Raw genomic sequence first — 14,348 nt, 5'->3', positions numbered from 1 at the left:
CGGTGAACCCGGACCACCGTGCCGTCGATCATCGCATATTCCATGTCGGCCTCGTCAGAGACCGCTTCAAAAAGCCGTTTGAAAACACCGGCTTTCATCCAGTCGCTGTAACGGGAATAGACCGAGTTCCAATGCCCGAAATACGTCGGAAGGTCCCGCCATGGGCTGCCGGTCCGGGCAATCCATAAGACCGCCTCGATAAAAAGACGGTTGTCCTGCCCGCTGCGCCCCCGATCCGTTTTCTTGCCAAGGCACAGCGGTTCCATTTTCGCCCATTGGGCGTCTGTCAGTACGAAGCGATCCATACGGATTTTGAATCACATTTGGTGACTTTGAAAAAGCACAATTCCCAACAGACCCTGATAAATAAAAATTAGAAGCCTTTAAATACCGCCTTTTTTGAAAAAAGCCTCACCAGAAACTTCTTCATGATTTACACGATGGCGCAGAGGCTGGCTTTTCACACAGCCCTACAAAAGGTTATCGCTCCGTTTCCAGAAAACGTATTTGACATGCCCCGTCCCGGGCATGCGGCCGCAGGTAATCACCCGCGTGCATTATGCGGAATGTAGCATGCCGATATCCTGTTCTTCCGTAAATCGACCATGTTTCATTTGTCCGTATCCTTTCCGACCGGACTCTACTTAAGAAAAAGTCACATTCGCAGTGATAATGTCGCGAGTTGTTTCGGGAAAGATTGACGCCTTTACAGGATCATAGTAAAGGAAAGTCTATAAATGCATGTATTTCCATTTCTGGTATTTTCGTATCAATATTTGGAAAATATTAAATATTGTTTACTACTGTAGTTGAGTTGTGCAATAAAGATTCATCAATCCGCTCCACCTCCCTGGAAACCGCATTATAATTACAAATCATCGATATCAGGATTTCCTGGCTAAATCCCGGTTGTCATGCACCAATCTGTTACGAATACGTTTGAGGCGTTTATGATTTTTTCTTCCGGCTGGCTAAAAAAGAATTTTCAGGGTCGGCTTCATCATTTGATGTGCGCAACTGTGCTGTTTTCCGCGTTGTGCACTGGCGCCAATGCACAAACCCCCGCTCCGGCTGCCGCAACCGGGACTTCCCAATCCGGTTCGCCTGCCCCTGCGGCAGCGCCTGCTGCGACTGCGCAGGCGGCGCCTGCCGCATCCCCCGATGCGACCTCCCCTCCCCCCGCACCAGTCTGTCATTCATCGCCTGGTGAAACCGGGCGCATACTGGTGATTGGTGATTCACAGGCCCAGGGCCTGGCAGGCGGGCTGCGATGGCTTTATCGCACCAACAGGAACATGCGTGTCCTGGACCACAGTAAAATTTCCACCGGCCTGGTGTCCGTATCATTCTATAACTGGCCGGATGAGGTGCATAAACTGGCGGCGACCGAACATGCCGATGTTGCTGTTGTCATGTTTGGCGCCAATGACAGGCCCCCGGTCAGGGTGCATGGCGCGGTTGATCCGGCTCAGCTGGCGAATTTTACCAAAATTTATTCAGCGCGCGTGCATGATATCATGACAACGCTGAAAAACGCACATATCCCGGTGATCTGGGTTGGGCACCCCATGGTGCGTGATGAAGAATTCTCGGCTGACATGGCCATCCTGAATACTATTTTTCAGGATCAGGCAGCCAGGAACGGTGCCCAGTTCGTGCCGCTATGGACAGCTTTTTCCGACAACGGACATTTTTCCGCGTATGGCGAAGGGGTCGATGGATCAAAAGTGCGCCTGCGTGCAGATGACGGCGTGCATCTGACCCCAAGCGGTTATCAGAAAGCAGCCAAGATACTGGAACCGCTGATTGCCTGTTACCAGCCTGATGCAGCGCAGAAGTCGAAACCGGCGGCACCCTCCGCGCCAGCGCCGTCATCAGCGACGCAGTAGCAGCTGGCTTCATCCGATGCCTGCATGGGGTGTGGATACGCCTGTCTGCAGACCCATCGGGCCATGACCGCAGCAGCCAGAAATCCGGGCGATATATCGCCTCATCAGTTGCAAAGATAGCCATTCCGATCGTGGTTGCAGCCTTGCCCTGCTACCTGGCAGATGATCCGCATGGCGCCGTTCCAGGCGGTATGGATGAAATGGGATCGGGATATCGCGGCGGCATGCGGCCACGGATACACGTCGCTGCGTGCGCCGGACCCGGCCAGACCTGCAACATGGGTCGTTCATGGTGTGGCCTGAAACGGCGCGCGCTATGCTTCCAGATCAGATCGCCAGTCACTGATTGCACCCGTTAGACGACTTCATCACGAAGTTCATGCCAGACTGGTGCTGTACATGTCAGGCATAACACTAATACAGTATAATGCCATCCATGCCCCTTTCAGCGTATGCCGGTATATTGATGTGGGGAAATGAAGGGTTATCGACGTATCATTTTATGACAGATATCATGGATACGATCAGACAGGGGTTGGCATTCCCTTGCACCGCAGGGAAAATCCCTTGCGGAATGTCGGGTCTGGCGCGTATCAGGCGCTACGACAGGACATTGCGGTCAGGGAAGTATGTAGTTCATTGGAAAAGAGTTATTTAAACGACAGAATCGGCAAGCCCGCGACAGGACGGGTCGCCGTCGTGACCGGGGCAACCGGTGGCATTGGGCAGGCACTGGTACGCCGCATGATCGGGTGTGGCTATCAGGTGATCATATTATCCCGACAGGCGCAGGTGGACATGCCCGGTGTCACGCCGGTCGTATGCGACCTGACCAATATGGACAGCATATGCCAGGCTGCCGGAACGATTACCCGGCATGCGCCGCAACTCGACGTTATCGTGCATTGCGCGGGTATCATCACACCCCGGCCGGTTGGCCAGATGGGCACGCAGGAAATCGCCGACCAGATTGCAGTCGACCTGACCGCACCCATTGAACTGACCAATGCCCTGCTGCCCGCGATGCGGCGCGGGGGACATATCGTGTTCGTCAATTCCATGGCCGCGGTTTTTCCGCTGGCGGGCAGCAGTGTCTATACGGCGGCCAAATTCGGCCTGCGCGGTTTTGCCCGCGCACTGGAACAGGAACTGCGTCCCCGGCGCATACAGGTGTCGTCCATCTACCCCGCCAGCGTCAACACGCCGATGCTGCGTCATGAAATGGACGCAGGCGGGTCGATATACAATTTCATCGACCAGCCGCAGGAACCGGATGTCACGGCGCAACGGATCATGGAATGCTGCGAACGCAGCAGCCGGGAAATCTTCAGTTCCGTCTTTGACAAACTGTTCACCCATGCCTGCCTTGCATCGCAGGGACTGCTCAACCTCAGCCTGCCGGTCATGAAAATTCTGGGGCGGCTGGGCTATCGCACCTATAAACGGCGCTCTTCACGCAACTGATCGACAGGACAGAGTAACCGCCCTGAATGTCCTTGGAATCATAGAGATGTTTTGGTGAAGCTTTTTTCCGAAAGGCTTCAAGGAATGCCGCCTTTTTGAAAAAGGTGGCACCCAAAAAAGTTTTATTGATTTTTATCAATGCTTTATCATGATTTTTCCAGAAGATCGCGGGCCAGCGCATTATGCTGCCGGGCCAGTGCAACCGGATCATGCGCCGTAAACTGTCCGTCACGGATCAGCACCCGCCCATTGACGATGCTGCATGCCACCCGCCCCGGCGTACAGAATACCAGCGCCGCCACCGGATCGGACTGTGCGCCCGCATGGTCGATCCCGCGCATGTCAAACGCCACGATATCGGCGGCCATGCCGGGGGCCATATAGCCGACATCATCACGTCCCAGCACGCTGGCGCCACCACGTGTGGCCAGTTCCAGCACTTCACGCGCCTGCATCATGGGCTGGTTGTCAGCCGTGGGCAGCAGACGACCCAGCAGCATGGCCTGACGGGCTTCCCCCAGCATATGGCTGCCATCGTTGGAGGCCGAGCCATCCACCCCCAGCCCGACGCGCATGCCCGCTGCCACCATCCGGCGCACGGGGGCAATACCCGACCCCAGCCGCATGTTGGAACACGGGCAATGCGCCATGCCGGTATGGGTCGCGCCAAAACGGTGAATGCCCGCATCATCCAGTTGCACGCAATGGGCATGCCAGACGTCCCGGCCGATCCAGCCGGTGTCCTCGGCATATTCGGCGGGGGTCATGTTGAATTTCTCGCGGCTGTAGGCAATGTCGCTGGCGTTTTCCGCCAGATGGGTATGCAGCATCGTCCCCGTCGCGCGGGCAAGGGCGGCGGCATTGCGCATAAGGTCACGACTGACGGAAAACGGCGAACACGGGGCCACGGCCACCCGCAGCATCGCCAGTGGTGCGGGGTCGTGATAGGTTTCGATCACGCGCTGCGTATCCGACAGGATGGCGTCCTCGTCCTCCACCACGCAATCCGGGGGCAGGCCGCCGCTGCTTTCCCCAACACTCATCGCGCCACGGGCGGCATGGAAGCGTATGCCCATCTGTCCCGCTGCCTCGATTTCATCATCAAGGCGCGCACCATTGGGAAACAGGTACAGGTGGTCACTGGTGGTAGTGCATCCCGACCACAGCAGTTCCGTCATGGCCGTGCAGGCGGAAACGCGGATCATGTCCGGCGTCAGGCCTGACCATATGGGATAAAGCGCCTGCAGCCACCCGAACAGGGTGGCATCCTGTGCCGCGGGAATGACCCGCGTCAGGGTCTGGTACATATGGTGGTGGGTATTGACCATGCCCGGCATCACCACATGCCCCGTCATGTCAATGACATCATCAGCGGCAGGCAACGGGTCTGCAGGCGTGCCGATGGCCGCGACCTGCCGGTCACGCACCAGTACCCATCCCCCTTCGATTTCGCGCCTCTGTTCATCCATCGTAACCAGACGCAGCGCATTCCTGAGCAAAAGGGTACGGACCATGCATTACCACCTTGGAAATGAGTTCAAGACAACCAGTTGATAGAAAATAATAAAAGTTTCTGGGTATCGCCTTTTTTCAAAAAGGCGACGTTCCCTGAAGCTTTTTGAAAAAAGCTTCACCAAAAACTTCTTCCTGTTTTGCGGGATATCTCATCGGCAGATTTCTGGAAAAGGGGAATGTTGCGTTTATGCAGGCTTTCCAGCGAATTGCCTATATGAAAGACCACGACCGGCACACCATGGTCCATTAGGCATATGCCCCATCCGTGGGGTAAAAAAGACATTGGATGAACCGGCAGGCCCCGCCCATGTTCCATGGAGGGAAACTGTCCCCTCGCCACGCCAGCATGAAGGAACCCAGGCAATGCCAGCAACCCCGTCTCCCCTGCATGTCGATCCGCTTGCATGGGGCCATGGCCCGCGTGTTTTCGATGTCTTCCTTGAACCGACCTGCCCGTTTTCGTGCCGCGCCTTCAACAAACTGCCTGAACTGCTGGAAAAGGCCGGCGCGGACCGGATCACCATCAGGATCCGCCTGCAGTCCCAGCCATGGCACATGTTTTCCGGTGTCATCATACGGTGCATCCTTGCGGCCGCCACACTGGACGGGGGCAAGGAGACAGCCCGCACCGTCATGGCCGCCGTGGCGGCGCACCGAGAGGAATTCGAATTTACCGATCACTGCGCCGGTCCCAACATGGATGCGACGCCGAATGACATTATCAGACGGATCGAACGGTATAGCGGCGTGAAGCTGGCGGCGGCCTTTGCCATGCCAGAATTGCAGAAAGCCATCAAGTGGCAGTGCAGATACAGCCGTCAGAACGGTATCCACGTCTCCCCCACGTTCATGGTGGATGGCCTGATCGATCCTGCCATCAGCAGTGGCGATACGGTCGAAGCATGGATGGAACGTATTTTTGCCTGAAGGATATTTCTTCTGTAGCTTTTTTTAAAAAGCTACAGAAGAACGCCGCCTTTTTGAAAAAAGGCGGCACTCGAAAACTTTTATCTTTTTCATAAATGCAGGGTCCTACACACCACAGGCGCATTGCGTGGATCGCTGTATTCTGGGGAAAGATGGTGCCGGGTGAGGGATTTGAACCCCCGGCCTTCGGTTTACAAAACCGCTGCACTACCACTGTGCTAACCCGGCATGACAATGAAGCATGCCCATGATCGGACTCTTCACTGCTTCTGTTCCCCTTTTTGCCGAAATGCCCCGCATGGTCAAGCAGGGATTCCCCCTTTAATGCGCGGCCATCCGCCGGGCCCATACGGCGCGGATATGTTCGCGTTCCTCACGGCTCAGGTTACCGGAAACCGTGCCGGTTGCCTGCTGTGCCGCGGCGGCCTTGCGCGCCCGCGCGGCATGCCGGACGGGACGCGAGGCATGGGGGGCGATCCCGGCGGCGGGATTTTCATTCACTTCCCTGATCGCCTCGGCACATGACGACTGCTTGCCCACGCCTGTCTCGATCGTGGGTAGCAGGCCCACGGGGGAAAAGACAAAACCCGTCAGCACCGACGCCACGGCCCGGCCGATCACCTCCGCCCCCGGCATGATGCTGGGATGTTTCAGCGGCCCGGTAATGTGCAGCGGGCCGGGGAAGGATGCGATGGCGAAATGGCGCGAACGGGTCAGCAGGGCGTATTTGATGGTGTTGTCACTGAAGTTGATGTCCCCCTTGCCCACCGTGGAGGTATCGCCCGTTTCCAGCAGCATGGTCTTGGTATGGAACACCCCGTCGCGCAGCGGCATGTCCGCGATCAGGCATTTCAGGTCGGTCTTGGCCGGCAGGCCAAGGGCGGACAGCAGCGCCTTGCCCAGTTCCAGCCCCAGCAGGTCGGGCAGGATGGCGGAAATATCCCCGCCTTCATCCAGCGCCATGGTCACGCCACCATTGCCATCGCCCACGATCTGCGCCAGCGACTGCCCATGACCATGCACCATGATATGGCCGCCAATCGTCCCCTGCCCCTGATAATTGCCCAGTGCCTGCATGAGACGGGACAGGTCGATCTGTTCCATGTCGACCCGGATGCGGGCATCAACGCCATTGCCCTGCGGCACGAAGGTGCCACTGCTGGCCAGTGTGCCCTTGCCCACGCCAAAGCTCAGGTGATGGACATCGATCGTCCCGTCCCGGATATCCACCAGCGCATCGATGTTATCCAGCGGCACATGCCGGTTTTCGATATGGTCCCCGTGATAGGCCAGATGGACATTGGTGGCCTTCAGCCTGGGCAGGTTGATGGGCGTGGTGGGCAGCACGGCGCCACTGGCCTCATGCGCCTTCTGTTCCGCCGCCTGCTGCGTGGTGGAGGGATGATCCCCCGGTGTCGCCCCGAAGAAACCGCCAAGATCGGCAAGGTCCACATGGCGCGAATGCAGTTCGGCATCCACGAACGTCACCACCTGATGGGGATCGACACTCAGCGTACCGCCAAGGTCGCTGGACCCGACCACGCCCTCGAAGTCATGAAAGCGCACGCGCTGGTCATGGTAGTCCAGGCTGCCCGCCACGTGATAGGTGGGCGTCTGCGGGATCACCACGCCCGTCAGCGGATACAGCAGCGACATGTCCGGCCCCGCCAGCGTCAGCTTCAGGCGCGCGCCACGGAACGACAGCGGGTCATCCACCGATCCCGCCAGCGTCAGGCGCGTGGGGCCGTGATGCACATCGACATCGATGGGATAGGGTTTCGTCCTGTCCGCCAGTGACACCAGCGCCCCGCCGGAAAAATGTCCCGTAATGGCCTGCCCGGTATAGGTGCCGCGCACTTCCGCCACGATGCGGGGCTGCGTATCTCCTTTTGCCGGTGTGGTATGCACCTGCGCGCGCATGTCGCTGCGCAGACCCGCATGCACGAAATGCAGTTGCCCGTCGGCAATGTTCAGTTCCCCGATCTGCGGCATGGCGGTGGATCCGCCATCACTGCCGCCGGGAAAATGGTAATTGGCGCTGCCGTCACGCTTTTCATCCAGTTCCACGACCGGCCGATCCAGCGCGATCACCGGCAGGTCGATCCCGCCCCCCAGCAGGTGCCACAGATTGATCCCCACCATCAGGTGGTCCGCCGTGGCGAATGGCGGCAGGGCGGCAAACCCGTCGGGTTCGTCAATATGCACGTCATCGGCGGTCACGCGGATCACACGGCCCAGATGCACGTGCAGGTGCGCGATCGTGACCCTGCGGCCCAGCGCGGCCTCCGCCCGGCGTTCCACCAGCGGGATGAACCAGTCCCATGACCAGAAGATGACCAGCGCCAGCATGGCAACCGCCAGAACCCCCAGCACCGGAAACCGTATCTGCGCCAGCACGCCACGCCGCCGTGTGCTGGGTGATCCATCCTGACGGTCCGGTTCTGGCATGCCGCGTGCGCTCCTTGTGCAATGACGGGTAAGGTATCAGATGAACGGATGGCCGCAGGTGGAGTTGCCGCCCCCGCCAGTATCCACCCCCACGGTTAACGGCAGGTTTGGACTGGCGCGCAGGCCGCGCGTCCTGTATGCGGTCAGGCAATATCGTTCCCCTGTCTAACCCCTTTGTCGCGAGAGGTCACCGTCATGCCCGCCTATCGTTCCCGCACTACGACCCATGGCCGCAACATGGCCGGTGCGCGCAGCCTGTGGCGTGCAACCGGCATGAAGGACGGTGACTTCGGCAAGCCGATCATCGCCATTGCGAATTCGTTCACGCAGTTCGTGCCCGGGCATGTCCACCTCAAGGACCTGGGCCAGCTTGTGGCCGGTGCGGTGGCCGAAGCCGGTGGCGTCGGGCGTGAGTTCAACACCATCGCCGTGGATGACGGCATCGCCATGGGCCATGGCGGCATGCTGTACAGCCTGCCGTCGCGCGAACTGATCGCGGATGCGGTGGAATACATGGTCAACGCCCACTGCGCCGACGCGCTGGTGTGCATCAGCAACTGCGACAAGATCACGCCGGGCATGCTGATGGCGGCGATGCGGCTGAACATTCCGACCATCTTCGTCTCCGGCGGGCCGATGGAAGCGGGCAAGATCATCAATAACGGCACCGAACAGCAGGTTGACCTCATCACGTCGATGGTGGCGGCCGCCAGTCCGGATGTGACGGATGAACAGTCGACCACGATCGAACGCTCCGCCTGCCCCACCTGCGGGTCGTGCTCGGGCATGTTCACCGCCAATTCCATGAACTGCCTGACCGAGGCGCTGGGCCTTGCCCTGCCGGGCAATGGCAGCCTTGTCGCAACCCATGCCGACCGCCGCGACCTGTTCATGCGCGCGGGCCGTGAGATCGTCGCCCTCGCCCGCCGCTGGTACGAAAACGACGACGCAACCGTCCTGCCGCGCGGCATCGCCACCAAGGCCGCATTTGAAAACGCCATGTCGGTCGATATCGCCATGGGCGGGTCAACCAATACCGTACTGCACCTGCTGGCGGCAGCGCATGAGGGCAAGGTGCATTTCACCATGTCCGACATCGACCGCCTGTCCCACAAGGTGCCGAACCTGTGCAAGGTCTCGCCATCACGCATGGATATCCACATGGAGGACGTGCACCGCGCCGGTGGCATTCCCGCCATCATGGGTGAACTGGCCCGCATGGGCCTGCTGCACATGGACGCCCCCAACGTGCATGCCCCCAGCGTGGCGGCAGCCCTGGCGCAGTGGGATGTCAGCGCCGATACGGTGGATGAGGCCGCGCGCACCTTCTTCCGCGCAGCCCCCGGCGGCGTGCGCACCACGGAAGCCTTCTCGCAGGCCAGCCGGTACAAGGCGCTGGATACCGACCGGGCCAATGGCGCGATCCGTGATGCGGAACATGCCTACAGCCAGGACGGCGGCCTTGCGGTGCTGTTCGGCAACCTTGCGGAAGATGGCGCCATCGTCAAAACCGCCGGCGTTGCCGACAACCTGCTGACCTTTATCGGTCCGGCCCGCATTTTTGAAAGCCAGGACGCGGCCGTGTCCGCCATCCTTGGCAACAAGATCGTGCCGGGCGATGTGGTGGTGATCCGCTACGAAGGGCCGAAGGGCGGGCCGGGCATGCAGGAAATGCTGTATCCGACCAGCTACCTGAAATCCAAGGGACTGGCCGAGAAATGCGCCCTGATCACTGATGGCCGCTTCTCTGGCGGCAGTTCGGGGCTGTCGATCGGCCATATCTCGCCCGAGGCGGCGGAAGGCGGCATCATCGGCCTCCTGCATGAAGGCGATACGATCGAGATCGACATTCCCAACCGCGTGCTGCGCACCACTGTCACCGATGCGGAACTGGCCGCCCGCCGCGATGAAATGGAAGAACGTGGCGACCGTGCATGGCAGCCGGACCGGCAGCGCGAAGTCTCCGTCGCCCTTCAGGCTTACGGCGCACTGACCACCAGCGCCGCGCGCGGCGCCGTGCGTGATGTCAGCCAGCTTGGACGCCGTACCAGCCGCTGATATATCCGGCGACGTGGCAGGCTGTTTGAAAACAATAAAGGTTTTTTTGGGTGCCCCCTTTTTGCAAAAAGGGGGCAGTCTTTTACAGCACCGACGCCCCGGCGGGACACAGGTTCCCGCCGGGGCGTCGCACGTTTGGTGGCTAGACCTCGCGGAAGGTGACGGCCTTGTGCCCCATATGGCGGAATGTCGCCGTCACCCGCTGCTTCAGCGCCACCAGATCGGGCAGGATGGCGTTGTGCAGGCTGCGCACGCTGTCATGGGTTGCGTAAAAACGCAGCGAGGACGCAATGCCCGTAATGATGGCCGCCCCCACGAATACGCCATCCACTTCTATGATCTTTGACTCAAACATGGTTCCCTGACCCGAACTGCCGGTTGCGCCAGCCTGCACGGCCACCCCATGGGCAGGCCATATCGACAGGCTGCCACCGGCAACATTCTTCTGATTTCCATTACCCGCCGCAAACGCGACAGGGCAGAAGGAGTTTCATCATCGCATACCCTGAAAAAAACCAGTGGCCACAATTAGTTGCCAGCCATGGCCTGCGATATGTGACATGCCCCCGCCAGAGCGTGGCAGCGGGACCGCGGGGCATGAAAAAGACGATTATTGTGGCATTTCCATGACTGGCGGCAATATGGACAGACAGATAACAAAACAATACATGCAGAACATGAATGGTCCGTAATAATTATTGCCATGAAATGCAATATACTGACATGCCAGTCCATTACCCGCCCCTTGCGTGGCATAGGGCAGGACTTGCCCACGATGTGGAGGGTCGCCCATACTGGGCAGGGCTGACATGCCCATACCCCCCGTGACAGCAGGGGGACAAAAGCTGTTTCCTGCCGTCGTGACAATTCACCAAGACCTTACACAGACCGGTGCCGACCCTTGCCTAGCCTGACACGTCCGACCCATTCCGAATGTCCTGTCCCGCCACGGTGGACCCTGCATGGTGCCGTCCTGGCCCTGACCCTTATGGGTGGCATGGGTGCGGCACATGCCGCATCAGCCACCTATCCCGCGCCCATCATGGGAACGGAGACGACCGCACACGCATGGGGTATTGAAACCCGCTTTGCGCAGACCGCGCCATGCGTGGTCGAAATGACCATAAACCAGTCCACGTTCATGGCCCACATGCCCGAAATGATTCAGGCCGGGCTGTTCAATACGCAGGTAACGCCCGCATTGCAGAAGCAGGCGCCGCGTTATCTCATGAACACATTGCAGATGGATGTGACGCCCGGCTTCGTCCATACCCTGTTTACCCAGCGCGGCGCGCCCGCACGCTGCCATTTCGCATGGTCCTACACAGACCTGAACGGAACACGGCACCCCATGGTGAACTTTGACGTGACCCGTCAGGCCCATGACCGCATCGACTGGGCGCACCTGCGTTTTGGCGACATGATGACGATAGCGCAGAACCCGGTGGTGGACCGGGAATTTGACGCGCAGGTCAATCAGGAAACGATAGACGTGACCATCGCCCTGTCCAAAAGCGGCATTTCGGCCGACCTGCCATCACCCACCACGACAGCGCGAACGCACTCCCCTTAGGGGCCTTTCCGCATTCGTGGGGTCTGTCCGCAACTGTCTGACAATGGACACACCCTGACGCCGAAAAAATGACATTTCTCCCTATCGTGATCCCACGCTGGTCCCCAGTCGCGCAATCGTAGGTGGTCTCATCCCCTTCATGCCTGCCGGAGCCCCGCATGACGGACCTGCTTTCCAACCTGCCCTCACGACAGCCTGCGCCCCTGACTGTCTTTCAGGCCCGACTGGACGCGCATGCCCAGCAGAACTGGCTGGACGTGTTCGCAGGTTTTTCCACGCTTCGGGCCATTACCTTTTCCAGCTCGCTGGAATTCCTGCTCAACCTTGCCGAACAGTTCGAAGACATGGAAATCATCTTCGGCGCCGAGCATATCCTGACCAAAACCCACCTGGCCCTTGTTCAGGCCAGCCAGGTTTTTCTGGACCTGCTGGCTATGGAAGAAGAACTGGGCTTCTTACCAGTCCGCAATACCTCCCTGCTGGGGCGTGTCGTGAAAGCCTGGAAGAAACCCGGATAAGCCGACAACGATGCGTGCACCCGCGATCATCCGGTTTCAACGCTCGGCACGAATGGATCATGGGTCAGTTGTCCAGCCGCCACGGCATGCTGACTGGCAACAGGCAATGCCCGGCATATGTCCTGATATCATCATCCAGCTTCGTGACGACCACGACAGCATTCCAGACGGAACATCCATAAAATGCTGTATTTCAGGCCATCATGCAGGCCTGCAAACCAGTTTCGGGAAAAACCGGAGCGCTATTTCCGTATGGATCTGATCCGGTCAAACGCATTGGAAAAACCATTCAGTGATACCGGGAAGGCAATGGTCTGCCCGCTTGTGGAAACTGCGGCAACCTGCATGGTCTTGCTGGTCCGCAGGCGCGCAAGGACAGAGGCATCGAATGCAAAGGGGGCAATACACCCTGACGGCAGGCATGTCCTGAAGCCGACCGGCTGCCCGACGGGTGCGTTATCCGCCTTTACCGTGACCCCCTTGCCCAGATCCAGCCCGAACGGAAGCACGACAACACCGCGCAGTCCCTGCGGATCGGTGGTCAGTTCCATGTTCATGACCATCCGGTGCGTTTTCTTGTCCATGATCTGCTGCACCATGATGCAGCCCGCCGCCTTGTCGGTCTGCTGGCATATGACCCGCCAGTCCTGATAGGTTTCATTGATGGACGTTGCGCCACCAGGCAGCAGATGCGTCGCCGGTGCGGGTGCCGGTGCGGAAGGCGTGGCCGCCGGGGCAGTCCTGGCTGTAGCGGTGGAGGCCGTGGCATGCTGGGCAACCTCTGTTCCCGCCACGGCGAGGATGGCAAGGGAGGCTGCCGCGCCTGCCATGATTTTCCAGTTCTTCATTCCACATTCCATACAGGCATCTGGCCGGAACAGGGCGCCCGGCCAGATGGTGATTGATCAAGAGAGGGACGTCGCCGCCCGGTCAGAACTTCCAGGCGAAACGGCCGCGCAGGCCACTATCCACCGACCTGTTGCCATACTGGCCGATATAGGAAATGCCCAGTTCCAGACGGTCCGTCAGGTGTGCGCGCAGCCCGGCATTCAGCACGGCGGCGTCACGCGACAGGGGAACGCCCGCGACATCGAACGAACTGCCGCCCGCGGCAAAGGCTTCCCGCGTGGTGGGCACCGTCGCACCAAAGGTATGACGGTAGGCCAGGCTGCCTTCGGGCACCAGCAGGACATTGCCCGCATGGAATACGGACGACATGCGCACGCCAAAGGTGGAATAGGTCGTGCCCGTATCGATGGCGCGCCCGTTCAGCGCCGCCGCCCCGCCATGTTCACGGAAACTGTCCGTATGCATGTTGACGTAGGCCACGTTACCAAACGGCTCGATCGCGGTCTTGCCCAGGTCGAAGCGATACCCCAGGTCACCAAAGCCCTGCGCCACGCCGCCATTGTAGCTGCTGTTCAGCTTTTCATAGAAACCGGGGAAGGACGCGCTCCGGCTGGTGGACATCATCGCCCAGGTATAGGTCGCCCCCATGCGCAGGGCCAGATGACCCCAGTGCGTCCCGGCATAGCCGCCAACCGTGACGTTGTTGCTGTGCCCGTAGGCATCCGTCCCTTCTTGCAGTTACCCATAAATTTTTTCTTCTGTAATTTGATAGGAGAGAGCACCTGTAACGATATCTGCCAGGCGAGACATTCCTCTCCAGATAACAGTTGTTCCGGGCGGAGCATCGGAAGCGCGATCAAGGTAACCACCCAGTCTGGCGACTGCCCGGATGTAAAAATCCAGGTCTGGTGAAGTGCTGAGTTTGCGTATGGGTGTGAACTGTTCGAGTATTTGGCGTTCCACATCTGTAAAAACGGTAGAAGGCGACGTCCCTGGTAATTCACGCCTGAGCATTGTTATCCATGAGATACGCCAGGCCACCACGCAGCATAAGGCGATACAGTTTGCGAGCCGGCCTGCGGTCGTTAGGCGGAGCTCTTCAAGCTT

13 protein-coding genes and 1 tRNA gene are annotated in these 14,348 nt (G+C 59.3%); 6 read left to right on the top strand and 8 right to left on the bottom strand.

The window, feature by feature from the left end:
• A partial coding sequence (locus GEU01_RS15990) for an IS5 family transposase (protein ID WP_042710742.1) occupies positions 1–305 on the bottom strand: 305 nt, incomplete at its 3' end.
• 609 nt (positions 306–914) lie between these two features.
• Between GEU01_RS15990 and GEU01_RS15985 the strand changes: the two genes are divergently transcribed.
• Together GEU01_RS15985 and GEU01_RS15975 are read left to right on the top strand one after the other, a co-directional pair.
• Positions 915–1,889 carry an SGNH/GDSL hydrolase family protein gene (locus GEU01_RS15985; protein ID WP_332306324.1) on the top strand — a complete coding sequence of 325 codons (975 nt, stop codon included), beginning with the start codon at positions 915–917 and terminating at the stop codon, positions 1,887–1,889.
• Between the two features lie 699 nt (positions 1,890–2,588).
• Complete coding sequence (locus tag GEU01_RS15975; RefSeq protein WP_019086873.1) at positions 2,589–3,353, top strand: SDR family NAD(P)-dependent oxidoreductase; 765 nt, start codon at positions 2,589–2,591, stop codon at positions 3,351–3,353.
• Positions 3,354–3,499: 146 nt separating this feature from the next.
• Here the strand turns inward: GEU01_RS15975 and GEU01_RS15970 are convergent, their stop codons facing one another.
• Positions 3,500–4,867, bottom strand: coding sequence for an 8-oxoguanine deaminase (locus GEU01_RS15970; RefSeq protein WP_081499997.1), 1,368 nt, complete (start codon positions 4,865–4,867; stop codon positions 3,500–3,502).
• A gap of 364 nt (positions 4,868–5,231) precedes the next feature.
• On the opposite strand from GEU01_RS15970, the gene GEU01_RS15965 reads away from it, so the two are divergent.
• Positions 5,232–5,795 (top strand): DsbA family protein, encoded by a 564-nt coding sequence (locus GEU01_RS15965; RefSeq protein WP_019086871.1) that lies wholly within the window; start codon positions 5,232–5,234, stop codon positions 5,793–5,795.
• 153 nt (positions 5,796–5,948) lie between these two features.
• On the opposite strand, the gene GEU01_RS15960 is transcribed toward GEU01_RS15965, so the two are convergent.
• Positions 5,949–6,023: transfer RNA gene (locus GEU01_RS15960), tRNA-Thr, on the bottom strand.
• A gap of 93 nt (positions 6,024–6,116) precedes the next feature.
• Positions 6,117–8,243, bottom strand: a complete 2,127-nt coding sequence (locus GEU01_RS15950; protein WP_019086870.1) for an AsmA family protein — start codon at positions 8,241–8,243, stop codon at positions 6,117–6,119.
• A 195-nt stretch (positions 8,244–8,438) separates the two neighbouring features.
• On the opposite strand from GEU01_RS15950, the gene ilvD reads away from it, so the two are divergent.
• Positions 8,439–10,301 carry a dihydroxy-acid dehydratase gene (gene ilvD, locus GEU01_RS15945; protein ID WP_026018799.1) on the top strand — a complete coding sequence of 621 codons (1,863 nt, stop codon included), beginning with the start codon at positions 8,439–8,441 and terminating at the stop codon, positions 10,299–10,301.
• Between the two features lie 142 nt (positions 10,302–10,443).
• On the opposite strand, the gene GEU01_RS15940 is transcribed toward ilvD, so the two are convergent.
• The gene (locus GEU01_RS15940) at positions 10,444–10,656 is read right to left on the bottom strand and encodes a hypothetical protein (RefSeq protein ID WP_026018798.1); all 213 of its coding nucleotides are present in this window, start codon (positions 10,654–10,656) and stop codon (positions 10,444–10,446) included.
• Positions 10,657–11,202: 546 nt separating this feature from the next.
• Between GEU01_RS15940 and GEU01_RS15935 the strand changes: the two genes are divergently transcribed.
• Both GEU01_RS15935 and GEU01_RS15930 read left to right on the top strand, forming a co-directional pair.
• Positions 11,203–11,874, top strand: a complete 672-nt coding sequence (locus GEU01_RS15935; protein ID WP_231290073.1) for a hypothetical protein — start codon at positions 11,203–11,205, stop codon at positions 11,872–11,874.
• A gap of 158 nt (positions 11,875–12,032) precedes the next feature.
• Positions 12,033–12,392 (top strand): hypothetical protein, encoded by a 360-nt coding sequence (locus tag GEU01_RS15930; RefSeq protein ID WP_019086867.1) that lies wholly within the window; start codon positions 12,033–12,035, stop codon positions 12,390–12,392.
• 242 nt (positions 12,393–12,634) lie between these two features.
• Here the strand turns inward: GEU01_RS15930 and GEU01_RS15925 are convergent, their stop codons facing one another.
• The 3 genes from GEU01_RS15925 to GEU01_RS24620 all read right to left on the bottom strand — a co-directional run.
• On the bottom strand, positions 12,635–13,240 hold the full coding sequence (locus GEU01_RS15925) for an invasion associated locus B family protein (RefSeq protein WP_019086866.1): 606 nt from the start codon (positions 13,238–13,240) through the stop codon (positions 12,635–12,637).
• An 82-nt stretch (positions 13,241–13,322) separates the two neighbouring features.
• Entirely contained in the window at positions 13,323–13,979 is a 657-nt protein-coding gene (locus GEU01_RS23010; RefSeq protein ID WP_081499996.1) for an autotransporter outer membrane beta-barrel domain-containing protein, read from the bottom strand.
• Positions 13,980–14,348 (bottom strand): IS4 family transposase (locus GEU01_RS24620; RefSeq protein WP_269719726.1); only part of this gene is annotated, 369 nt, incomplete at its 5' end. It abuts the gene before it with no gap.

This window comes from Komagataeibacter europaeus LMG 18890, assembly GCF_000285295.1.
In the GTDB taxonomy this organism is placed as follows: domain Bacteria; phylum Pseudomonadota; class Alphaproteobacteria; order Acetobacterales; family Acetobacteraceae; genus Komagataeibacter; species Komagataeibacter europaeus.
This window is presented reverse-complemented; position numbering and strand designations above follow the sequence as displayed.

What these genes read in the sequence shown, in the direction of transcription:
- GEU01_RS15930 (WP_019086867.1), top strand. Translation starts at nt 12,033, where the DNA reads ATGACGGACCTGCTTTCCAACCTGCCCTCACGACAGCCTGCGCCCCTG.
- GEU01_RS15950 (WP_019086870.1), bottom strand. Translation starts at nt 8,243, where the DNA reads ATGCCAGAACCGGACCGTCAGGATGGATCACCCAGCACACGGCGGCGT.
- GEU01_RS15925 (WP_019086866.1), bottom strand. Translation starts at nt 13,240, where the DNA reads ATGAAGAACTGGAAAATCATGGCAGGCGCGGCAGCCTCCCTTGCCATC.
- ilvD (WP_026018799.1), top strand. Translation starts at nt 8,439, where the DNA reads ATGCCCGCCTATCGTTCCCGCACTACGACCCATGGCCGCAACATGGCC.
- GEU01_RS15970 (WP_081499997.1), bottom strand. Translation starts at nt 4,867, where the DNA reads ATGGTCCGTACCCTTTTGCTCAGGAATGCGCTGCGTCTGGTTACGATG.
- GEU01_RS15985 (WP_332306324.1), top strand. Translation starts at nt 915, where the DNA reads ATGCACCAATCTGTTACGAATACGTTTGAGGCGTTTATGATTTTTTCT.
- GEU01_RS15940 (WP_026018798.1), bottom strand. Translation starts at nt 10,656, where the DNA reads ATGTTTGAGTCAAAGATCATAGAAGTGGATGGCGTATTCGTGGGGGCG.
- GEU01_RS15965 (WP_019086871.1), top strand. Translation starts at nt 5,232, where the DNA reads ATGCCAGCAACCCCGTCTCCCCTGCATGTCGATCCGCTTGCATGGGGC.